Origin of the sequence: uncultured Pelagibacterium sp., from assembly GCF_963972885.1 — a bacterium.
GTDB lineage: Bacteria > Pseudomonadota > Alphaproteobacteria > Rhizobiales > Devosiaceae > Pelagibacterium > Pelagibacterium nitratireducens.
The window spans coordinates 20004-40906 of record NZ_CAXAXY010000012.1 but is presented as its reverse complement, the minus strand read 5'-3'; the positions used below and the strand labels follow the sequence as shown (position 1 = coordinate 40906).

27 protein-coding genes are annotated in these 20903 nt (G+C 61.8%); 18 read left to right on the top strand and 9 right to left on the bottom strand.

Annotated features, from left to right (window positions below):
- Positions 1–105: 105 nt before the first annotated feature.
- A complete protein-coding gene (locus tag AACZ55_RS03960) occupies positions 106–366 on the bottom strand; it encodes a hypothetical protein (protein WP_339643315.1) in 261 nt (86 codons plus the stop codon).
- Between the two features lie 168 nt (positions 367–534).
- Here AACZ55_RS03960 and AACZ55_RS03955 point away from each other — a divergent pair, with 168 nt between their 5' ends.
- Entirely contained in the window at positions 535–1596 is a 1062-nt protein-coding gene (locus AACZ55_RS03955; protein WP_339643312.1) for a LacI family DNA-binding transcriptional regulator, read from the top strand.
- An 18-nt stretch (positions 1597–1614) separates the two neighbouring features.
- On the opposite strand, the gene AACZ55_RS03950 is transcribed toward AACZ55_RS03955, so the two are convergent.
- Positions 1615–2679: an LLM class flavin-dependent oxidoreductase gene (locus AACZ55_RS03950; RefSeq protein ID WP_339643310.1), complete on the bottom strand. Its 1065-nt coding sequence runs from the start codon at positions 2677–2679 to the stop codon at positions 1615–1617.
- Between the two features lie 6 nt (positions 2680–2685).
- Positions 2686–3174 carry a DUF892 family protein gene (locus AACZ55_RS03945; protein WP_338608505.1) on the bottom strand — a complete coding sequence of 163 codons (489 nt, stop codon included), beginning with the start codon at positions 3172–3174 and terminating at the stop codon, positions 2686–2688.
- A gap of 110 nt (positions 3175–3284) precedes the next feature.
- On the opposite strand from AACZ55_RS03945, the gene AACZ55_RS03940 reads away from it, so the two are divergent.
- The 5 genes from AACZ55_RS03940 to AACZ55_RS03920 all read left to right on the top strand — a co-directional run bounded on the left by AACZ55_RS03940 (position 3285) and on the right by AACZ55_RS03920 (position 7163).
- Complete coding sequence (locus tag AACZ55_RS03940; RefSeq protein WP_339643307.1) at positions 3285–3842, top strand: acyloxyacyl hydrolase; 558 nt, start codon at positions 3285–3287, stop codon at positions 3840–3842.
- 113 nt (positions 3843–3955) lie between these two features.
- Positions 3956–4513, top strand: a complete 558-nt coding sequence (locus AACZ55_RS03935) for a fasciclin domain-containing protein (protein WP_339643304.1) — start codon at positions 3956–3958, stop codon at positions 4511–4513.
- A gap of 335 nt (positions 4514–4848) precedes the next feature.
- Positions 4849–5889 carry an aspartate-semialdehyde dehydrogenase gene (locus AACZ55_RS03930; protein ID WP_338608508.1) on the top strand — a complete coding sequence of 347 codons (1041 nt, stop codon included), beginning with the start codon at positions 4849–4851 and terminating at the stop codon, positions 5887–5889.
- Entirely contained in the window at positions 5886–6197 is a 312-nt protein-coding gene (locus AACZ55_RS03925) for a YciI family protein (RefSeq protein ID WP_338608509.1), read from the top strand. Before AACZ55_RS03930 ends, AACZ55_RS03925 begins: the two co-directional genes overlap by 4 nt.
- A gap of 81 nt (positions 6198–6278) precedes the next feature.
- Positions 6279–7163, top strand: a complete 885-nt coding sequence (locus tag AACZ55_RS03920; protein ID WP_339643300.1) for an EamA family transporter — start codon at positions 6279–6281, stop codon at positions 7161–7163.
- A 217-nt stretch (positions 7164–7380) separates the two neighbouring features.
- On the opposite strand, the gene AACZ55_RS03915 is transcribed toward AACZ55_RS03920, so the two are convergent.
- The gene (locus AACZ55_RS03915; protein ID WP_338608512.1) at positions 7381–8025 is read right to left on the bottom strand and encodes a carbonic anhydrase; all 645 of its coding nucleotides are present in this window, start codon (positions 8023–8025) and stop codon (positions 7381–7383) included.
- Positions 8026–8153: 128 nt separating this feature from the next.
- On the opposite strand from AACZ55_RS03915, the gene AACZ55_RS03910 reads away from it, so the two are divergent.
- Positions 8154–8363 (top strand): DUF1737 domain-containing protein, encoded by a 210-nt coding sequence (locus AACZ55_RS03910; protein ID WP_339643297.1) that lies wholly within the window; start codon positions 8154–8156, stop codon positions 8361–8363.
- Here the strand turns inward: AACZ55_RS03910 and AACZ55_RS03905 are convergent.
- Positions 8354–8593, bottom strand: coding sequence for a YdeI/OmpD-associated family protein (locus tag AACZ55_RS03905; protein ID WP_339643294.1), 240 nt, complete (start codon positions 8591–8593; stop codon positions 8354–8356). The two genes, AACZ55_RS03910 and AACZ55_RS03905, sit on opposite strands and share 10 nt — an antisense overlap.
- Positions 8594–8597: 4 nt before the next feature.
- On the bottom strand, positions 8598–9005 hold the full coding sequence (locus AACZ55_RS03900; protein ID WP_339643291.1) for a VOC family protein: 408 nt from the start codon (positions 9003–9005) through the stop codon (positions 8598–8600).
- A gap of 79 nt (positions 9006–9084) precedes the next feature.
- On the opposite strand from AACZ55_RS03900, the gene AACZ55_RS03895 reads away from it, so the two are divergent.
- Positions 9085–9537 (top strand): MarR family transcriptional regulator, encoded by a 453-nt coding sequence (locus tag AACZ55_RS03895; protein ID WP_339643289.1) that lies wholly within the window; start codon positions 9085–9087, stop codon positions 9535–9537.
- 108 nt (positions 9538–9645) lie between these two features.
- On the opposite strand, the gene AACZ55_RS03890 is transcribed toward AACZ55_RS03895, so the two are convergent.
- Positions 9646–9858, bottom strand: a complete 213-nt coding sequence (locus tag AACZ55_RS03890; RefSeq protein ID WP_339643286.1) for a hypothetical protein — start codon at positions 9856–9858, stop codon at positions 9646–9648.
- Between the two features lie 32 nt (positions 9859–9890).
- Between AACZ55_RS03890 and AACZ55_RS03885 the strand changes: the two genes are divergently transcribed.
- Positions 9891–10223 (top strand): hypothetical protein, encoded by a 333-nt coding sequence (locus tag AACZ55_RS03885; RefSeq protein ID WP_339643283.1) that lies wholly within the window; start codon positions 9891–9893, stop codon positions 10221–10223.
- On the opposite strand, the gene AACZ55_RS03880 is transcribed toward AACZ55_RS03885, so the two are convergent.
- A complete protein-coding gene (locus AACZ55_RS03880) occupies positions 10220–10819 on the bottom strand; it encodes an NUDIX domain-containing protein (protein ID WP_339643280.1) in 600 nt (199 codons plus the stop codon). The genes AACZ55_RS03885 and AACZ55_RS03880 overlap by 4 nt on opposite strands.
- Positions 10820–11083: 264 nt before the next feature.
- On the opposite strand from AACZ55_RS03880, the gene sdhC reads away from it, so the two are divergent.
- The 5 genes from sdhC to AACZ55_RS03855 all read left to right on the top strand — a co-directional run bounded on the left by sdhC (position 11084) and on the right by AACZ55_RS03855 (position 14740).
- Positions 11084–11464 carry a succinate dehydrogenase, cytochrome b556 subunit gene (gene sdhC, locus AACZ55_RS03875; protein WP_338608520.1) on the top strand — a complete coding sequence of 127 codons (381 nt, stop codon included), beginning with the start codon at positions 11084–11086 and terminating at the stop codon, positions 11462–11464.
- 10 nt (positions 11465–11474) lie between these two features.
- Positions 11475–11825 (top strand): succinate dehydrogenase, hydrophobic membrane anchor protein, encoded by a 351-nt coding sequence (gene sdhD / locus AACZ55_RS03870; protein WP_338608521.1) that lies wholly within the window; start codon positions 11475–11477, stop codon positions 11823–11825.
- A gap of 8 nt (positions 11826–11833) precedes the next feature.
- Complete coding sequence (gene sdhA / locus AACZ55_RS03865) at positions 11834–13633, top strand: succinate dehydrogenase flavoprotein subunit (protein WP_339643276.1); 1800 nt, start codon at positions 11834–11836, stop codon at positions 13631–13633.
- 14 nt (positions 13634–13647) lie between these two features.
- Entirely contained in the window at positions 13648–14433 is a 786-nt protein-coding gene (locus AACZ55_RS03860; protein ID WP_338608523.1) for a succinate dehydrogenase iron-sulfur subunit, read from the top strand.
- Positions 14434–14509: 76 nt separating this feature from the next.
- On the top strand, positions 14510–14740 hold the full coding sequence (locus AACZ55_RS03855) for a hypothetical protein (RefSeq protein WP_338608524.1): 231 nt from the start codon (positions 14510–14512) through the stop codon (positions 14738–14740).
- A gap of 194 nt (positions 14741–14934) precedes the next feature.
- Here the strand turns inward: AACZ55_RS03855 and AACZ55_RS03850 are convergent, their stop codons facing one another.
- The gene (locus AACZ55_RS03850) at positions 14935–16218 is read right to left on the bottom strand and encodes a DUF2254 domain-containing protein (protein ID WP_339643274.1); all 1284 of its coding nucleotides are present in this window, start codon (positions 16216–16218) and stop codon (positions 14935–14937) included.
- Between the two features lie 341 nt (positions 16219–16559).
- Here AACZ55_RS03850 and AACZ55_RS03845 point away from each other — a divergent pair, with 341 nt between their 5' ends.
- The 4 genes from AACZ55_RS03845 (at position 16560) to sucC (ending at position 20843) form a co-directional block, all read left to right on the top strand.
- Positions 16560–17159, top strand: a complete 600-nt coding sequence (locus AACZ55_RS03845) for an AprI/Inh family metalloprotease inhibitor (RefSeq protein ID WP_338608526.1) — start codon at positions 16560–16562, stop codon at positions 17157–17159.
- Between the two features lie 14 nt (positions 17160–17173).
- Positions 17174–18322, top strand: a complete 1149-nt coding sequence (zapE, locus tag AACZ55_RS03840) for a cell division protein ZapE (RefSeq protein WP_339643271.1) — start codon at positions 17174–17176, stop codon at positions 18320–18322.
- Positions 18323–18616: 294 nt separating this feature from the next.
- Positions 18617–19579, top strand: coding sequence for a malate dehydrogenase (gene mdh, locus AACZ55_RS03835; protein WP_338608528.1), 963 nt, complete (start codon positions 18617–18619; stop codon positions 19577–19579).
- A 73-nt stretch (positions 19580–19652) separates the two neighbouring features.
- Positions 19653–20843 (top strand): ADP-forming succinate--CoA ligase subunit beta, encoded by a 1191-nt coding sequence (sucC, locus tag AACZ55_RS03830; RefSeq protein ID WP_339643267.1) that lies wholly within the window; start codon positions 19653–19655, stop codon positions 20841–20843.
- The last annotated feature ends 60 nt before the right edge of the window (positions 20844–20903 follow it).

Here is a 20903-nt window from a genome sequence, read left to right as displayed (position 1 = left end):
GGGGGCAGCACCGCGCGCCCTATCGCCAGTTAAGACTCCCAAATCCCCTTGAGCAGCCGTTAGCGCCTTGCCGCCTACCGTAATCACGGTCGTCGAAACCTTCGTCTAATGCCCATCGTGAGGGTGTTGGTGGGTGCTGACCTCATGCCAGGTGCCCTTGAGCGCGTCGTGCACCTCTTCGGGGTCGAGTCCGGCATCCTCGAGGATTCTTGGATCATGGCGCGCCAGGCGGGCCAATTCGAACAGGTGCTTTTGACGGTCTATCCATTTTGCAATGAAACCAAAATCGGGTGCAGGAACGCGCAATGGCTTGAGCGGCAGCCGGATATGGGGCGTCAGAAGCTTGGCAAGGTTGGAAATCGCCATTTGATATCCCTTCGACAGACACAATGAATCGATTCAATCGTCAACGAAAATGAAATTGAATCGATTCAAAACTGGATGCTGCGCGACTTCGAGTCAAGCAAAACTTGAATCGGTTCAATCCATGCGCGATAGTGATTGGAACAGATCGTGGAGCGTCAAGGGTGATGAATGGGTGAGGGCAAGGGCGCCAGATTGTCCGATGTGGCAAAAGCCGCCGGGGTCTCGCAAGGGACGGTGTCCAATGTCTTTAACAGGCCCCAGCTTGTGCGCGCCGAAGTGCGCGAGCAGGTCAGAATGGCAGCCGAAAGGCTTGGCTATGGCGGGCCTGACCCCAAGGGGCGGCTGTTGCGGGCCGGCAAGGTCAATGCGATTGGCGTGGCCACGTCCGAACCGCTCGGCTATTTTTTCGAGGACCCGTTCGCGCGGACCCTCATGCAGGGGATAACCGAGGCGTGCGACGCCAGCGGCACTGGCATCTCGCTGGTTTCGGCCGTCTCGGAAGAAGCTCTCGCCTGGAACATGCACAGCGCGCTTGTCGATGGGTTCATCCTGTTCTGCCTTGTGGGCGCCGACAAGCTGATTGCCCATTCGCTCGAACGCAAACTGCCCTTCGTTGCGCTGGCCTTCGGCGAAACCGACACCTCCATCTCCATCATCGGGATCGACAATGTCGCGGGTGCACGGCTTGCGGCCCGTCATCTGGTCGATCTCGGGCACAGGCGTTTCGCCGTTCTCGCGCTCGAATTCCAAGACGGCAGAGCGGGTCCTGCCGACCTGGCGGATGTGGACGCGGCGATCTATCCCGCGCCGCGCGAGCGCCTCAAAGGGTATTTCGAGGTCCTGGCCAGCGCCGGCATCGATGTCGCGACCGTGCCGATCTACAATACGCTCAACGAACCCGAGACGGTCGCGGCCGGTCTCGAGCACATTTTCTCCCTCAAAGAAAAGCCCACCGCCATTCTGGCCCAATCGGACAGGATCGCCTTGGAGGCGATGGCCTGGTTGCGCGATCACGGGTATGAGGTTCCGGGCGATGTCTCGGTTGTCGGCTTTGACGGCGTGCCCGAAGCCGCGGTCTCCGAGCCGCCCCTGACCACCATCAGCCAGCCGATAAAGGAACTCGGCCGGCGCGCCGTCAACGCCATCCTCAACCCGCAGGCCGACCCTGTTCAGGAGTATCTCGAAATCGCGTTGAGCGTGCGCGGTTCGACGGCTGCGCCGCGGTCATGAGCGTGCCGACAGGCCCGCTCACGCGTCCCAGATTTCCTTGAGCAGCCGATAGCTCTCCAGTCGCTTGTCGTAATCATGGACGGTGGTTGAAACCATGACCTCGTCGGCATTGGTTTCAGCCACCTTCTCGGCGATTTTTGCCTTCACCGTTTCGGGGCTGCCCACGATCCACAGATTGGATTGGCTTTCGACAAAGGCGCGCTCCTGATCGGTCCAGGGATAATTGTCGGAGTCTTCGGGCGGGGCGATCTTTTGCGGGTCGTTGGACCGCAGGCGCAGCCAGGTCAACTCCATCGATTTCGAAAGGTGCCGCGCTTGCTCGTCGGTCGGCGCGCAGATCACCGCAACGCACAAAATTGCGTGCGGCGTCGCGAACTGGTCCGAGGGCCGAAAACTGCGCCGGTAAGCATCAAAGGCAGGCCCGGCCGGGGTGGGTGAAAAATGCGAGGCAAACGCATAGCCGATCCCGTATTGCCCGGCCATCTGCGCCGATGCGCCCGAGGACCCCAAAAGCCAGATCGGGGGCAGGGGCACTTCGGCGGGCACGACCTTGACGCGCGCCAGCGGGTGATCGTCTGGAAACCCGCCGCGCTCATAGGCCAGCATTTCGGCAAATTCGTGCGGGAAATCCTCGCCATTGGTCGAGCGCAGGGCGCGCAGGGTCAGACCGTCCGAGCCGCCGGCCCGCCCGATCCCCAGATCGATGCGGCCGGGATAAAGCCCTTCGAGGGTGCGATAGGTCTCGACCACCCGCAAGGGAACGTGGTTGGGCAGCATCACCCCGCCCGCGCCGACATTGATGCGCTTTGTATGCGCTGCCGCGTGGGCGATGAGGATATCGGGAGCCGAGGAGGCAATCGAGGGCATGCCGTGATGTTCTGCGTACCAGAGGCGCACAAACCCCATCTCGTCGCCCAGCCGGGCCAGATCGAGGGTTTTGGCGAGCGCCTCTTTGGTGGAATAGCCTTGCGAGATCGGCGCAAGGTCCTGAATGGAAAGCGGGGGCAAAGTCATTTTGCCAAGATGGGAGAAGGCGCGCTCCGGTTCAAGCGCGCCTTCATCGGTATTTTGCGATTTATCCAAAAAAGCTCATGCGGCTTTCTGGTTGAGCTGGTCTTCGCCGAGCCGGAGCAGCTTGTTGTCGGCGTCCTTTTCCTCGGCCAGCGTTTCGCGCAGATGGCCCAGCACCTCTTCGTGTCCCAGTTCCCTGGCCCAGGAAACCAGGGTGCCGTAGCGGGTGATCTCGTAATGCTCGACGGCCTGGCCGGCGGCGATCAGGGCTGCGTCCTTGGTCTTGGCGTTGGAAATTTCACCGATCAGTTCCTCGGCTTCCTCGATGATCCCTTCGATGGCCGGGCATTCTTCGGCCTGGGGTTTCTGGCCCAAAATCCTGAACACTTCATCGAGGCGGGAAACATGGGTTTTTGTTTCTTCCAGATGCTCCTCGAACGCCTTTTTGAGCGGAGCGGCGCCGGCTTCCTTGACCATTGTGGGGAGCTTTTTCACGATCAGGGTTTCGGCGAAATAGATGTCCTGAAGCGTGTGGATGAACAGATCCTGTAGCGAAGAAATCGACATGATGGTAAGTCTCCGTTGGTGGTGCCGGACAACGGATTGCGCCTTGAGTGCGTTCCGATCCTGTGTCACACAACCGGAGCGGCGGCGGAAATCAGGGCTTTTGGGTGATCATGCGTAAATCTGTGATAGTGGCGCTCGGTGCGCTGATGGTTGCCAGCCCCGTTGCCGCTCAGGATATCGCGCTCGACGAATTGCGGGCCGGCGTGTTCTTTCATTCGGCCTATGGCGGCTTTCTGCCCACCGGCAACAACTGGGATTTGTCGCGCCTCGAGGATGTGAAATTTTCGGCGCTGTTTACCTCCCCCGATATCGAGGCTTTCCGCTGGATCGGCTCGCCGCGCCCCGAGATCGGCGCGACGCTTAATTTCAACGGCCGCGAAAACATCCTGCACGCCAATCTCAACTGGCAGATCCCGGTGTTCGAAACCCCGCTTTATCTCGAACTGGGCTTCGGGGCCGCGGTCACCGATGGGGCCCTGTCGGGCGCGACCCTTCCGGCGCGCAATTTCGGCTGTTCGTTCAATTTCTACGATGCGGCGGGCATCGGGGCCAATGTCAGCGAAAACGTCACGGTCACCTTGCGCTACGAGCACATCTCAAATCTCGAGCTGTGTGCGCCCAATGAGGGGCTGTCCAATCTGGGCGTGATGGTCGGCGTCAAGTTCTGAGCGCAAGCCGCGCAGAGCCGTCTGAAACTCTTTTGTGTAAGCGCCCGTAGTTCTCCCTGTCAGCACGGCCAATGGGGCCGATGCACACTTCATTCCCATCAGGGGGGATCATTATGCTCAAATTCGTTTCCGCTCTCGCGCTCGGTGTCGCCATCTCGTTCGGCGCGTCCACCGCCATTTTCGCTCAGGACAATCCCATGGTCGGCGGCGCGCCGATGTCGCCTGAAATGAACATCATTGAAAACGCCGTCAATTCGGCCGATCACACAACGCTGGTTGCCGCTGTCCAGGCTGCCGGGCTTGTCGATACGCTCCAGGGCCCCGGCCCGTTCACCGTCTTTGCACCGACCAACACCGCGTTCGGCAATCTGCCCGCCGGAACCGTCGATACGCTGCTCGAGCCGGAAAACCTCGAAATGCTCCAGAAGGTTCTGACCGCCCATGTCATCGCCGGCAATTATTCGGCCGCAGAGCTGATGGCCATGGCCGAGGAAAATGACGGCGCGTTCGGTCTGGAAACCGTTTCGGGCGATCTGCTCGGCTTCCAGATCATCGGCGGCTCGCTCAAGGTGATCGATGAAAACCGCACGGTCGCCGACATCACCATTGCCGACGTCAACCAGTCCAATGGTGTGATCCACGTTGTCGATGCGGTCCTCGTCCCCAACTGATAAAACGCGTCTCCCTTGCGTTGGAGGGCCCCGTCGCTTGCGGCGGGGCCTTTTGCTTTTCGGGTTGACCTTGGCAAAGCACCAAGAACCGCGTATGAAGCTGATCCCGAACGGCAGGAGCCCTTTTGCATGGGTTTTGCGACCATGACAGCGCTGCTCGATAGGACCGGCGATTGCGCCGGGACAAGACCGTTCGCACTCAAAACCACCACCAAAACCGCTTGACGCACTCCCCGGGCCAGTCCCTCCCGGCGGGGAGGGCGGCAAGACAATCTGTGGCCGAGCGGGTTTAGACCCCGCGGCACGGGAGGTGGGGTGAAAGGATAAGACATATTATGGGTTACAAGGTTGCTATCGTCGGTGCCACCGGCAATGTGGGCCGCGAAATGCTCGACATTCTCGCCGAGCGCAATTTCCCGATCGATGAGCTGGTACCGCTGGCATCGTCACGTTCGGTCGGGCGCGAAGTGAGCTTCGGGGACAAGGTTCTCAAGTGCAAAAACCTTGATGATTTCGATTTCACCGGCACCGATTTCGTGCTGATGAGCGCCGGCGGCGACATCTCCAAGCAATGGGCGCCCAGGATCGGCGCGACCGGCGCCATCGTCATCGATAATTCCTCGGCCTTCCGCTACCACGAGGACGTTCCGCTGATCGTGCCGGAAGTCAACGCCGACGTTCTCGATGCCTATATGGCGAAAAACGACCGCAAGAACATCATCGCCAACCCCAATTGCTCGACGGCCCAGCTCGTTGTGGCCCTCAAGCCCCTGCACGATCTCGCCCAGCTGACCCGCATCGTGGTTTCGACCTACCAGTCGGTTTCGGGCGGCGGCAAGGATGCCATGGACGAGCTGTGGAACCAGACCAAGGGCATTTTCGTCAACGACAGCCCCACGCCCAACAAGTTCACCAAGCAGATCGCCTTCAACGTCATCCCCCACATCGATGTGTTCATGGAAGACGGGTACACCAAGGAAGAGTGGAAGGTTCTGGCCGAAACCAAAAAGATGCTCGATCCCAAGATCAAGGTCACCTGCACCGCCGTGCGCGTGCCGGTGTTCGTTGGCCATTCCGAAGCGGTCAACATGGAATTTGCGCGGCCGATTTCGCCCGACGAGGCGCGCGACGCGCTGCGCGATGCACCTGGGATCGTGGTGCTCGACAAGCGCGAGAACGGCGGCTACATGACCCCGGTCGAATCCAAGGGGGAAGACGCCACCTATGTCAGCCGCATTCGCGAGGACGTGACCGTGGAAAACGGGCTGGTCATGTGGGTGGTCTCGGACAATCTGCGCAAGGGCGCGGCCCTCAACACCGTCCAGATCGCCGAAACGCTGATCGCGCGCGGTCTGATGAAAAGTCAGGCCGCATGATGCGCTGGGCAGCTCTTTTCACCGACAAGACCGAGGGTGCAGCTGAGATCCGCGCCGAGCATACCGCGGACCATCAGGCCTATCTGCGCAAATACAAAGGCAAGATCGTTCTGGCCGGCGCCATGCGTGCCCAGGAAGGCGGCAGCCCGGTTGGTGGGCTGTGGATCTTCGAGGCCGAGACCAAGGCCGAGGTCGAAAAGATCATCGCCGAGGATCCGTTCCAGATCCACGGCCTGCGCGCCACCACCACAATCAATGTCTGGGGCACCGCTCCGGGCTATGAAGACGTGGCGATCGCACCACGCTGAAATTTCATCGGTGAGTGATGACAGGGCAGGGGCGGTGCGCTAGAGCAGGGCCCCTGCCTTTTTGTTCTTGCGAGCCTCCCCATGCCCCTTCGCGACATCCTGATCGCCCTCGTTGTCGTTGCGATCTGGGGGTTCAATTTTACGGTCATCAAACTCAGCATTGCCGAATTGCCGCCGCTGCTCTCGGCGGCGCTGCGGTTCTTTTTCGCCGCCGTGCCGGTGGTGTTGTTCATCCCCCGGCCCAAAGCGCCCTGGCTTTTGGTTGCCGGGTATGGGCTGTTCATGGCCTGCGCGCTTTATGCGCTGCTCAACCTGACGCTGTTTTTAGGCCTTTCGGCGTCCCTCGCCTCGCTCGCCCTGCAGGTGCAGGCGATGTTTACCATCGCCATTGCGTTCTTCGTCTTCGGCGAGGTGCCGCGCCGGCTGCAGATCGTTGGCGGTCTCGTCGCATTCGGCGGCATCGGCGTTATCGCCTGGGGCCACGGTTCGGGCGGTCAATTGCTGCCGCTGGCCATATTGATGCTGGCGGCGCTGAGCTGGGGCGTCGCCAACAATATCTCGAAACTGGCCGGATCGATCCCCATGCTGCCTTTCGTGGCGTGGGGCAATATGCTGGGATCTATTCCGCTTTTTGCGCTCTCGTTCACCTTCGAGGGCGGCCCGGCCATTTTCGCCTATATCGATCCGCCAAGCTGGAACGCGGTGATGCTGGTTGCCTTCCTGGCCTATCCCGCAACGCTGTTCGGGTTCACCATGTGGTCGGGTCTTTTATCGCGCCATTCGGCGGCGACAGTGGCGCCCTTCACCCTTCTGGTTCCCATCGCGGGAATTTCGTCGGGGGTCCTGATTCTGGGCGAACCGATTTATGGGGCCGATGTGGCGGGCGGCATCCTGATCTTTGTTGGGCTCATTCTGACGGTTGCCAGGATGAGGCCCAGACAGGTGCCGATCAATCCGGGCGCATGACCGATCCGCGCCTAGGGTCTAGCGGAACGACGGCTCCAGAGGGCTTTGCGGTTGGCTTGGTTCCCCGACCCAGCCACGCCCACCCTTGGTCACCCCGGCCTTGAGCCGGGGCCCAGTACACTCAGCGTCAAAGCAAGAACCGCTGGCGCTGCCGGTTACTGGATCCCGGGTCAAGCCCGGGATGACGCTGTGGGAAAGGGATGGCTTCGCCCTCAGGCTAAAGCTCAGGCCGCATGAAGTCGCCGCTTTCCCCGTTCATCGTCCAGAGTTCGCCCGAGGAAATGTCGAACCACGCCCCGTGCAGCGAAAGCTCATTGGCCTCGACGCGGTCCTTGACGAAGGGAAAGGTCAAAAGATTGCCGATCGACTGGCGGATGACGATGCGCTCGAGCGCGGTTTGCTGTTCGGAGGCGGTCAGGAGCGAATTGGCCTCGACCTTGCCGGCCACCTCCTCGATCATGGTCAGCCATTTGCCGATAAAGGCGCCCTCGGGCGCGTGCCCGGCCGCGGTGGCCAGGGCCCCGGCAATGCCGCCGCAGCGGCCATGGCCCATGACCACGATGTTTTCGACCTTTAAATGAATGATCGCAAATTCGATGGCCGAGGAGGTGCCGTGATAGGCGGCGTCCGGCCCGAAGGGCGGCACCAGATTGGCGACGTTGCGCAGGACGAACAACTGCCCCGGCCCGCAATCGAAAATCGTTTCCGGCGCGGCGCGCGAATCGCAGCAGGCAATCACCATCGTTGTGGGTTTCTGGCCCTCTTCGGCCAGCTTTCTGTAGCGCTGGCTCTCGGTCGCATACCGCCCCGACATGAAGTTGCGGTAGCCCTCGATCAGGAAGGGCGGGAATTGCTGCGTCATGCTCGCATCCTTTTGTACTCTGTCCGCCCCTGCCGATTAGCCCCTGACGCGGCCAAGATCAATCGCTATGGTGTCGGCGCTGCGTGCAAATGTGCTGGCGCGCAGCGCTGTAAGGAGTTTTGATTTCCATGATGATCTACCGTTTTTTGTCCGGCGACGATGATTCGACCTTTTGCCACAAGGTGACCAAAGCGCTCTCGGACGGCTGGCTGCTGTACGGCGCCCCCCATTACGTCTTCGATGCCGCCACGGGCAAAATGCGCTGCGGCCAGGCGGTGACCAAGGACGTCGAGGACCAGCCCTACGATCCGGACAAAAAGCTCGTCGATTACGTCTGAGCCCCCCACTTCATGGCCATATAGACCCCGCCCGTCTGCAGTTCGTCGAGCATCTGGGCGATCCGCTTTTCGCGCGTTTGCGGGCGCTTGGCGCGGGCGATCCAGCCCAGATAGTCGTTGCGCTGATAGGCGGGCCGCTTGTCATAGGCGGCGCGCAGCCCCGCCTCTTCGAGCCTTTGCCCGATATCGTCGGGCATGGGTTGGCTGAGGCGCGAAGTGCCGGTGCTCATGGCTTCACATATGGGCGGTGATGACCACCGATTCCGTATTGCGGTCATGGGGGCCGTGCCAAACAGCCTCGATATTGTTGCCGTCGGGATCGAGAACGAAGCAGGCATAATAGCCGGGATGGTAGGGCCGCTCGCCCGGCGCGCCGTTGTCAGTGCCTCCGGCTTTGACGCTTGCCTCGTAGAACGCCTCGACCATGTCGGGGCCGGTGGTCTGGAAAGCCAGATGAACCCTGCTCACATAATCGTTTGCCGCATCGACGAACAATTCATCGGACACGAAAAACGAATCCGTTTCCAGGGTCAGTTCACGGCCCAGCGCACCGAGCGCGGCACGATAGAAGTCGCGGCTCTTTTGGAGATCGCTGACCCGCAGGTGCACATGATCGATAAGCCGTCCCCGGTGAAGTTCCATGGTGAATTTCCGATGCGATCGTTGGCAATAGATGTTTAGCTATGCTAACAATTAGCTTTACTAATTGAAAGAGAAATCTGTGTCCCAGTCTCACAAGTCGCGCGCCCTGCAATTGCTCCATCGTCTGGTTCTGCCGCTCGACAGGGCGCTGCAGGCGGCAGACCGGCAGACCGGATGCAGCGCGGCGCAGCTTTCGGCGCTGTCGGTGATCCATTTTCTCAAGGCCAATACCATTGGCCGGTTGGCGGCTCAGGAAAAGATCTCGGCGCCCACGGCCTCCCGGCTCGTTGAGGGCCTAGTGCGTCAGGGGCTGGCGCGCCGCGCCGATGGAGATGATCGTCGCTCGGGTCGCATCGAAGTTACCGTGGCGGGATTGGCTGCGGTCGAAGTCGCCTGTGCGGCGCGCGAAGCGATCCTGGCCGATCTGCTCGTGGGGTTGAGCGAAGAGGAATGGCTTCAATTGCGCGCCGTTTCCGGCGCGCTGGCGCGGGAGCTCGATTTGGGGCCGGGTTCGGTCCATCCGAACGCCTAGAGCCCGGCCTTACCCGATCGCGTTAAAAATACAAAGCAGGGCCGACGTGAGCAGGCCCCGCTTCTTTGCACATGCGCTCGGGCGGCCCACCGGCCACCCGGAGGCAAATCAGTCGTTCATTTCTTCGGAAACGGCAACGCCTGCAGCCGCACCGCCGGCCCCGCCCACTACGGCGCCGGGCGTGCCAGCGACAGATCCGCCGACGGCCGCGCCTGCGCCGCCGCCAACTGCCGCCCCTGTCATGTTCTGCTGGGTCGAGGTGCAGCCGGAGACGGCCAGGGCACCGGCAATGACGAGGGCAATCGAAGCAAATGTTTTCATGATCTGGCATTCCTTCCATGAGGTTGGTTCTGGTGGGCAAACTTATTGTCCCCGCTCACGGTTCCATGGACGATTGGGCAGACCTTTGCCGGTCCGGCCCGCTGCCTGACATCAAAAAGCCGCCCTCGGGCTGTGCAATCGGTGGTGGTTCAACGGTTCGCAGGGAGGCCGGGATTCCAACCGACAGCTTTTCACTTATTGTCATCGGCGCCATTGCGCTGGTGGCGTTCTGGCTGGTCTTTTCGCTGGTGCGCAAGGCGTTCGGGCTGGTGCTGCTTGTGGCGCTGGCCATTGGCGCGTGGGTGCTCTGGAGCAATCCCCAATTGCTCCATTCGGTGACCGGCGCGTTCCTTGCAACCCCTTAGCCCCGCCTTGGGTCCGCCAAAAGCCCATTGATTGCAGCGTACTGGATCAGCGCCACACTTTTGGCATCGATGATCTGTCCCTGATCGATCATCGCCAGTGCCTGATCGAATCCGGCTTCGACAAGCGTGATCTCCTCGCCCTCCTCGGCCAGTCCGCCGCCTGGGCCGCGCCTGCAGCCTTCGTCGTAGAAGCCGACAAAGCAGTGGATTTTCTCGCTCAATGATCCGGGGCTGGCATAGATCTGGAACGCAAACCGCAGGCGGGAGGGCACGATGCCGGTCTCCTCAAGCGCTTCCTTTTTCGCGCAGGTTTCCGGGTCGTCCCCCTCGAGCAGCCCGGCGCACACTTCGATCAGATTGCCATCGTCGCCATTGAGGTGAGGCGGCAGGCGGAACTGGCGCACCAGCGTCATCACCCGGCGGTCGGTATCGAGCAGCAGAATCGCCGCGGCGCTGCCGTGGTCATAGACCTCGCGGGTCAGCGAAACGCTGGTTCCGTCCCGGCGCGGATAGGCCAGCACATATTCGGTCAGGCTGCCCCAGGCGCGTGCGAGTATTTTTTTGGCTGTGATGGTGATCGCGTTGTGGGCTGGCATCTTGACTTTACCTTGTAGGTAAACCTGGCTGACATTTCTCCACTCTTGCCTCGACTTAACCGGTGCTGTCCAGTGCCGGACAAAAATATGACCTTAAAAGTCAATATTTTAGCGGGGGCCGCGTTGGCCGTTTTCAGACCAAAGACGTAAGCGCGGCCCTTTGACGAATGGGGAAAGCGCGATTAGAAGTTGGCCGCAAGTTTTCTGCCGGGCAACCGGCGCTGTGTGCCCGGCGGCTCCGCGCGGGCCAGATCGAGGCAGACAATGGCGCAGTTCCGACCGACGTCCCCGCATCTTTCCGTCTATCGCTTTACCCTGACCATGACCCTGTCGATCGTGCACCGCGTGCTGGGCATCGGGCTCTATCTGGGCACCGTCCTGTTTGCGCTCTGGCTGGGGTCGGCCGCGCTGGGACAGGATCAGCTGGCAGCGGTGCAGGGGTTCTTTGGGCATCCGATCATCCAGATCGGGCTGTTTTTATACACCTGGACACTGTTCCATCACATGGCCGGCGGGCTCAAGCACTTCATCTGGGACACCGGCGCCGGGTTCGATCCGGCCAGCCGCGAGGCCATCACGCTTGCCACGCTTGTTTTCTCGATTGCGGCGACGGTCATCGTCTGGGCCGTGTTCGTCTGGTTCTAGGGGGAACACCATGCAGACAAATCCCAAGGAAAAGGGCACCGGCGCCTTCATTCTCCAGCGTGTCACCGGAGCGATCAATATCGTTCTGGTCGGGTTCTTGATCTGGCTGGTCGTTTCGCTGTCGGGCGCCGACCGGGCCCAGATGACCGCGACCTTCGCCAATCCGCTGGTTTCCATCCTCGCCATCGTCCTGTTCGCCGTCGCCTTCATCCACATGCGCAACGGCATGAACGAGGTGATCGAGGATTACATCCACGAGCCGCGCAATCACTCGCTGGCCAAGGCGGCCAACACCATTTTCACCGTGATCGTGGGCGTTATCGCCCTGGTTTCGGTTCTCGTCCTCGCCTTCGGAGGTTAATTTCGCTCATGGCTTCGGCTTACCAAATCATCGACCACGCCTATGACGTCGTGGTGGTCGGCGCCGGCGGCGCGGGACTGCGCGCCACGCTGGGCATGGCCGAGCAGGGCTTTTCGACCGCCTGCGTCACCAAGGTCTTCCCCACCCGCAGCCACACCGTCGCTGCGCAGGGCGGCATCGCGGCCTCGCTCTCCAACATGGGCCCCGACAGCTGGCAGTGGCACATGTACGACACCGTCAAGGGGTCGGACTGGCTGGGCGACAATGACGCCATGGAGTATCTGGCCCGCGAGGCCCCCCAGGCGATCTACGAGCTCGAGCATTACGGCGTGCCGTTTTCGCGCACCGAACAGGGCAAGATCTATCAGCGCCCGTTCGGCGGTCACATGACCGAATATGGCGAAGGCCCCCCGGTGCAGCGCACCTGCGCGGCGGCTGACCGCACCGGCCATGCCATCCTGCACACGCTTTATGGCCAGTCGTTGCGCAACAACGCCGAGTTCTTCGTCGAATATTTCGCGCTCGATCTGATCATGGGCGAGAACGGGGAATGCCAGGGCGTCATCGCCTGGAAGCTCGACGACGGCACCATTCACCGCTTCCGCGCCAAGATGGTTGTGCTGGCCACCGGCGGGTACGGACGCGCCTATTTCTCGGCCACGTCGGCCCACACCTGCACGGGCGACGGCAACGGCATGGTGGCCCGCGCCGGGCTGCCGCTCCAGGATATGGAATTTGTCCAGTTCCACCCCACGGGCATTTACGGCTCGGGGTGCCTGATCACCGAGGGCGCGCGCGGGGAGGGCGGGTATCTGGTCAATTCCGAGGGCGAGCGCTTCATGGAGCGCTATGCCCCCAACGCCAAGGATCTGGCATCCCGCGACGTCGTGAGCCGCTGCATGACCATGGAAATCCGCGAGGGCCGGGGCGTGGGCGCCAAGGGCGACCACATCTTCCTGCACCTCGATCACCTCGACCCGGCGGTGCTTCATGAGCGCCTGCCAGGCATTTCCGAGAGTGCGAAAATCTTTGCCGGTGTCGATCTGACCCGCGAGCCGATCCCGGTCATTCCCACCGTCCACTACAATATGGGCGGCATCCCGGCCAATTATCACGGCGAGGTGCTCAACCCCACCGAGAGCGATCCCGATCGTGTGGTGCCCGGGCTGATGGCGGTGGGCGAAGCGGCCTGCGCTTCGGTGCATGGCGCCAACCGGCTGGGGTCCAACTCGCTGACCGATCTTGTGGTGTTCGGCCGCGCCGCCGCGCTGCGGGCCGGTGCGGTGATGGACCGGAGCGCACCGATCCCTTCGATCAACAGCGCCCAGGACGACAAGATCCTCGCCCGGTTCGACCGGCTGCGTCACGCCAATGGCAGTGCGCCGACCGCAAAACTGCGCGACAAGATGCAGCGCGCCATGCAGGAAGACGCCGCAGTGTTCCGCACCCAGGAAACCCTCGAAGCGGGCTGTGAGCGGATTTCAGGCATCTGGGCCGAACTCGCCGACGTCAAGGTCACCGACCGCTCGATGATCTGGAATTCCGATCTTGTCGAAACCCTCGAGCTTGAAAACCTCATGGCCAACGCCATCACAACGGTCTATTCGGCCGAGGCGCGCAAGGAGAGCCGCGGCGCTCACGCCCGCGAGGATTTCGCCGATCGCGACGACGTCAACTGGCGCAAGCACACGCTGAGCTGGATCGATGATGCGGGCAAGGTGACGCTCGGCTACCGTCCGGTTCACGTCGATCCGCTGTCCGATGGCATTGATCTCAAAAAGATCGCGCCCAAGGCCCGCGTTTACTAAGGAGCGAACGAAACATGGCTGAACTCGTCCTCGACAAGCGCTCCCGCCCCAAAAAGGGCAAGACCTGGCCAAAGCCGGACGGCGCGACGAATTTGCGTGAATACAAGGTCTATCGCTACGATCCCGACACGGGCGACAATCCGCGCATCGACGTCTATTTCGTCGATCTCGACGATTGCGGGCCGATGATTCTCGATGGGCTCTTGTGGATCAAGAACAACATCGATCCCACGCTCACCCTGCGCCGCTCGTGCCGCGAAGGGATTTGCGGTTCGTGCGCCATGAACATCGACGGCGCCAATACGCTGGCCTGCACCAAGGGCATGGACGAGGTTTCAAACGGCCCGATCGCCGTCTATCCGCTGCCGCACATGCCGGTTGTGAAAGATCTGGTGCCCGACCTTTCGACCTTTTACGAGCAGCACAAATCGGTCCAGCCATGGCTGCAGACCAAATCACCCACCCCGGACACCGAATGGCTGCAGTCGAAAGAGGACAGGGCCAAGCTCGACGGGCTTTACGAGTGCATATTGTGCGCGTGCTGCTCGACCTCGTGCCCGTCCTATTGGTGGAACGGGGAAAAATATCTCGGTCCGGCCGTGCTGTTGCAGGCCTATCGCTGGCTGATCGACAGCCGGGACGAAGCCACGTCCGAACGCCTCGACGATCTTGAAGACCCCTTCAAGCTCTATCGCTGCCACACCATCATGAACTGCGCCAAGGTCTGCCCCAAAGGGCTCAACCCGGCCAAGGCGATTGCCGAAATCAAGAAGATGATGGTCGAACGCAAGGTGGCCTGAACCGGCGCCATGCGATAGACGTTAAAGGGGTCCGTGGACAGTCCACGGACCCCGTTTGCTTTTAAGGAGCCGCGCCATGACCGACTATGAAACCATTGTCTATGTGGAACGCGAATCGGTGGCCCGGCTCATGGTCACCGCGCTTCAGGCGCACGGGTTCACCCCGCGCGAGATCACCGATGGCGGGCTGCCGGGCATCGGGGCGGGGCTGACGGGCAAGGGCCTGGCCATCGCCGTGCCCACCCATGAGGCCCGCGACGCCCAGCCGCTGGCCGAAGCGTTGCTCAAGGACATGCTGGACCGCTAGAGCCGCTTGCAGCGATCCCATTGGGCAACGCCGCTGCTGCCTTCCCCACCCTGTCACCCCGGGCATGACCCGGGGCCCAGTACACTCAACGCCAGAGACAAAGCCGCCGGCTCTGCCGCTTACGGATCGCGGGTCTTCGCCCGGGATGACCAGTGTGGAGACAATGTGGTTTGAGCGCGTGTTCGCGCAACACCTCACTCGCTCGCCTTGTCCTTGAGCCAGTCCACCATGGTTTGCGGCAGCTGGTGGTTGTCCACGTCGCGGGCCATCACCTTGCGCCATTTGGTAATCGCCTCACGCTGGTGCTCCTGCCGGCTCACCCGGTCGAAAAGGATCAAGAGCTCGATCAGCCTTTCGGTGGCCAGCGTATCGGTGCGCATGGCCGGCAACAGCGCGGGCACGATCAGGTCGAGATAGTGGGCCAGCCCCAGCTCGGGCCGCTTGAGCGCGGCACGCCCATCGCTGGTGAACAGCACTCGGGGCACGCCGTCCGAGCGGACCAGCGGCAGCAGCGAGCCGCTCATATGATCGATGGCGGCGACGGCGGTGTTGGGATCGTTGATGCCGGGCGAGAGCGCCCGCAAGGCGATATCGATCAGCGCACGCGCCTCATAGGTGGCTTCCTGGAGCACATCGCGACGCGGTCCGATGGTAAAGCATTTGATCAGCGCCCTGATGTCGGGAGCAGGTCCCTCCACATGCGCCATAGGCATGCCTTCGGCCACATAATCGTCAACCCGCAGATCGATTTCGAGGCGCAGGCTGTTGTCCTTTAGAATGTGGAGCAGCTGATCGTAGGCGATGTGGCGGATATAGCCGCTGCCGGGTGCAGGTACGGGCGCCCCGGCAAAGCCGTCGAACTCGCCAAGGTGCCGGTTGGCGCTGGCGATATCGGAGGCATCGGCCCTGGCGGCGACCTTGCCGACGGACTTGGCGAACCGCTTGCCCAGATCGGCGACGATGACATCGGCCTGGATCGACAGCGCCATGTGGTGGACGAAATAGATCACCAGCCCGAATGCGCCGGTGGCGATGACGATTGTGGCGGCCACGGCGAGCTCGGGCACGAACCCGTCCTCGAGCTCGCTCACTTCCCCCAGCACCACGAGGGCGAACAGGAACACGCCCACAAAGGCACCCAGAACCGACTGGGTGGTCCGGTCCTGCATGAACATGATCAGCACGCGCGGACCCAATTGCCCCGAGAGCTGGGTCAGTCCCACAAAGGTCAGGGAAAAGACCAGAGAGGCCATGGTCATCATGCCCCCGGCAATGGTGGTCAGAACGGCCCTTGCACCTTCGGGACCGAACCGGGGATAAAAGGACTGCTCGCGCAGGTTCGAAAGCGCATCGATGGTGTCGATCAAGACAAACAGATTGCCCAGCGCAATCCCGGCTATGGCCATCAACAGCGGCATAAACCAGAAGCTTCCGGCAATCGAAGCCATGAAAGCCTTGAGGTGGACGTAAAATCCCATCCGGTCTTTCCTTTTGGATCAGTGGCGCGGGGGCCCAAACCGATGTTGTCCCATAACCGCCATATTGGCCACAATAGTTAACGCTGAACCCTTTGGACGGACCGGAGGGCTTGAGTCTTGAACGCTGCCGCCTTAAAGCCAAAGAGGTTGGAGCGCGATCACGGCCCCAAAGGGCCGAAAAGCGAAAGGTTTCGTGCCTTTTGATCTCGATCCGCACGACAAGCAAGGCCGCCGGCAGCGCCGTTGGAACGGTACGGAACGCTTTACGTTCCCGCATGTCCCGTCCGGGCCGAACACATGGAGCTGTTATGGTTGGAACTCTTACAAGATCGCTCGCAGTGATGATGGTCATCGGTGGCACCGCAGTGCTTGGTGCCTGTTCGCCGACCTCGTTCGGCCGGTCGGCCCCCACGGTCACCGCCACGCCGCCACCGCCGACTCTTCAGCCGGTGCAGACAGGTTCGGTCTCCACGTCCGACCTGCCGCCCATCGACGGGTCGACTGTTCTGCCACAAGACCCGCCCACCACAGGCACGCCCACCGTGCCGGGCAACACCGCATCGCTCGATGGCAGCGCGTCGACCAGTTCGCCGGGTTTCCTGCTCGACGATGTGGGCAGTCCCGGCAACACCACGGGCGGGCGCAATCTGACCGGCAGCGTCACCATCGAGCAGCTTTTGGGCGGCTGGACCGTGATGGTCGGCGCCGAACAGTGCCGTCTCAATCTCACCTACACCGCCAAGGGCTCCACCGGCCGCTATCGCGCTTCGACGCCGGGTTGCATGGTTGAGGGCCTTATGGACGTGACCTCGTGGAACCTTCTGGGCAACCAGATCCAGTTCTATAACGAGAGCGACGAGTTGGTCGGCACGCTGTTCCAGAGCGGCAACCGGTTCGTGGGCACGCTTGCGGGCGGTCAGTCCGTTTCAATGGTCGGCTAACCGGGTTTGGGGGCTTGACCGGGAGTGAAGGAGCCTCGGGCTCCATTGTCGATGCGTATGCCGACATGATCGTCGCCGGGCAGGTCAAGCCCGACGCGGCGCAAAAGCACGCTGTCGAAAAATTGCAGAAGGTGGCCGAAGGGCTCGACCAGCTCGAAGCCCATGCGGGCTCGGTTTTGTCCGCCCTGTTCCGGCGCAAGCGCGAAGCGCCCAAAGGCCTCTACATCTGGGGCGATGTGGGCCGGGGCAAGACCATGCTCATGGATCTGTTTTACAGAACGGTTCCGGTCAGCGCCAAACGGCGCGTGCATTTCCATGAATTCATGAACGAGGTGCATGAGGGGATCGCCAAGTTCCGTTCGGAAAATCCCGGGACCAAGGGTTCCCGTGATCCCATCCCGGCGGTGGCGCGGCCCATCACCCGCTCGGTGCGGCTGTTGTGTTTCGACGAGTTCTTCGTTTCCGACATCACCGATGCCATGCTGCTGTCGCGCCTGTTCGAGATCTTGTTCGCCGATGGGGTCGTGGTGGTGGCCACCTCCAACATCCCGCCCGAAAAACTCTACTGGAACGGGCTCAACCGCCAGCTTTTCGAGCCCTTCATCGATCTGCTCACGGCCCATACCGATGTCTTCAATCTCGATGCGGATACCGACTATCGGCGCGAGAGGCTCGATGCCCAGGACGTCTACAAGATCGGCACCGGGCCCGATGTCGATGGCGAAATGGATGGTCTGTTTGATCACCTGACGGGCGGGGCCGAGCCAAAGCCCGACGCCATTGAAAGCCTTGGCCGCGTCATCGCCGTTCCCGCCCAGGCCATGGGCGTGGCGCGGTTCGATTTCGCCGATCTGTGCGAACGCCCGCTCGGCGCGCGCGATTATCTCAAGCTGGCCAACCGTTTTCACACGCTGATGATCGATCATGTGCCGGTGTTTGACCGGCTCAGATCGGACGCCGCCAAGCGCTTCATCCTGCTCGTCGATACGCTCTACGATCGCGGGGTCAAGCTCGCCGCCAGCTTTGCCGCCCCGCTCGACGATCTCGCCCAGGACGACAGGACCCGGTTCGAGTTCGCCCGTTGTCTGTCCCGGCTCGAGGAGATGCGCTCGGCCGATTACATCGCCCAGCCCCTGCGCACCGGTTCAGGTCAGTCTTCCTGACTTAATTGACGCGGCAGGGAAAGTGGCGAACCCCGTCGTTTCTCCCTCCCCGTCGTCATCCCGGACCTGATCCGGGATCCAGTACCCCCGGCCTCGTCGCATTGCACCATCGGCCGCTTCGACCGCGGAGTTTACTGGACCCCGGCTCCAGGCCGGGGTGACGGTTGTGGCTGGGTTGGCCGTGCGTCCAAACAATCCTTGATCGTAATACGAACGGTTCACTTGCGTCCAAAGACCGCAGGGTCTATGGAGGGCGCGAGGAAAACGTTACTTTACCTATAGGGAAACTTGCTCATGGCGCGTAAGAAAATCGCTCTGATCGGTGCCGGTCAGATCGGGGGGACACTCGCACATCTGGTGGCGCTCAAGGAACTTGGCGACGTCATGCTGTTCGATATCGTTGACGGCGTGCCCCAGGGCAAGGCGCTCGATCTGGCCCAGTCGGGTCCGGTCGAAGGATACAATTCCACCCTCAAGGGCACGTCCGAATACAAGGACATCGAAGGCGCCGATGTGGTCATCGTCACCGCCGGCGTCCCGCGCAAGCCGGGCATGAGCCGCGACGACCTTCTGGAAATCAATTTGAAAGTCATGGAGCAGGTCGGCGCGGGCATTTCCAAATACGCCCCCGACGCGTTCGTGATCTGCATCACCAACCCGCTCGACGCCATGGTCTGGGCGCTGCAGAAATTCTCCGGCCTTCCGGCTGAAAAGGTGGTCGGCATGGCGGGCGTGCTCGACAGCGCGCGCTTCCGTCACTTCATCGCCGATGAGCTCAATGTGTCCGTGCAGGACGTTACAGCGTTCGTGATGGGCGGGCATGGGGACACCATGGTGCCGCTGGCGCGCTATTCGACGGTTGCCGGCATTCCACTCCCCGACATGGTCAAGATGGGCTGGATGAGCAAGGACAAGCTCGACGAAATCATCCAGCGCACCCGCGATGGCGGCGCCGAGATCGTTGGGTTGCTGAAAACCGGTTCGGCCTTTTATGCCCCCGCCGCGTCGGCCGTCGAGATGGCCGAATGTTATCTCAAGGACAAAAAGCGCATCCTGCCCTGCGCCGCGCATCTGACCGGCCAGTTCGGCCTGTCCGATACCTATGTCGGCGTTCCGGTGGTGATCGGGGCGGGCGGTGTCGAGCGGGTGGTCGAGATCGAACTCAATGCTTCTGAAAAGAAGATGTTCGACGCCTCTGTCGCTTCGGTCGACGGGCTTGTCGAAGCCTGCAAGAAGATCGCGCCGAAACTGGCGTAACCGATCCGGCCCGGAGACACTCTCTCCGGGCTTTTCCCTTTCTGCCGAACGCTAAAAAAGGTTCGTACCCGCGATGAACATTCACGAATACCAGGCCAAGGAACTGCTCAAGGGCTACGGCGCCCCGGTCGCCAAAGGCGTGGCCATCATGAGTGCAGAGGAAGCCGAAGCGGCTGCAAAATCGCTTCCCGGCCCGCTCTATGTGGTCAAGTCCCAGATCCACGCCGGCGGGCGCGGCAAGGGCAAGTTCAAAGAGCTCGGCCCCGACGCCAAGGGCGGCGTGCGGCTGGCCAAGTCGATCGAGGAGGTCGTGGCCAACGTTCGTGATATGCTCGGCAACACGCTGGTCACCGCCCAGACCGGCGATGCGGGCAAGCAGGTCAACCGCCTCTATATCGAGGACGGCGCCGACATCGATCGTGAACTCTATTGCTCGCTGCTGGTCGACCGCTCGGTCGGCAGGGTGGCGTTCGTTGTGTCCACCGAAGGCGGCATGGACATCGAGCAGGTCGCCCATGACACGCCCGAAAAGATCGTCACCGTCGCCATCGATCCCGAAGCGGGCGTCACCACTGGCAATGTGAGCGAGATTTCGAGTGCGCTGAAACTCGAGGGCGCCGCCGCCGAGGACGCCAAGTCCCTCTTTCCGGCGCTCTACAAGGCGTTCGTCGAAAAAGACATGGCGCTTCTGGAAATCAACCCGCTGATCGTGATGACCGACGGCCATCTGCGCGTTCTCGATGCCAAGGTGAGCTTTGACGGCAACGCCCTGTTCCGCCATTCCGACATCTTTGCCCTGCGCGACGAGACCGAGGAAGACGCCAAGGAGATCGAGGCCTCCAAATGGGATCTGGCCTATGTGCCCATGGACGGCAATATCGGCTGCATGGTCAACGGCGCCGGGCTGGCCATGGCGACCATGGACATCATCCACCTCTACGGCAAGGAGCCCGCGAACTTCTGTGACGTTGGCGGTGGCGCGTCCAAGGAAAAGGTCGCCGCGGCCTTCAAGATCATCACCGCCGACCCCAAGGTCGAAGGCATTCTGGTCAACATCTTCGGCGGCATCATGAAGTGCGATGTGATCGCCGAAGGCGTGGTCGCCGCCGTCAAGGAAGTGGGCCTGACCATTCCGCTGGTCGTGCGCCTTGAAGGCACCAATGTCGAGCTGGGCAAGAAGATCCTCAACGAATCGGGGCTGGCGATCACCGCCGCCGACGATCTCGATGACGCTGCCCAGAAGATCGTTGCGGCCGTCGCCTAAGAGGGTTTCCAGCGAAAGTGTGCACGCTTTCGCGGTTCGGAAACGCGACAAAATGAGATG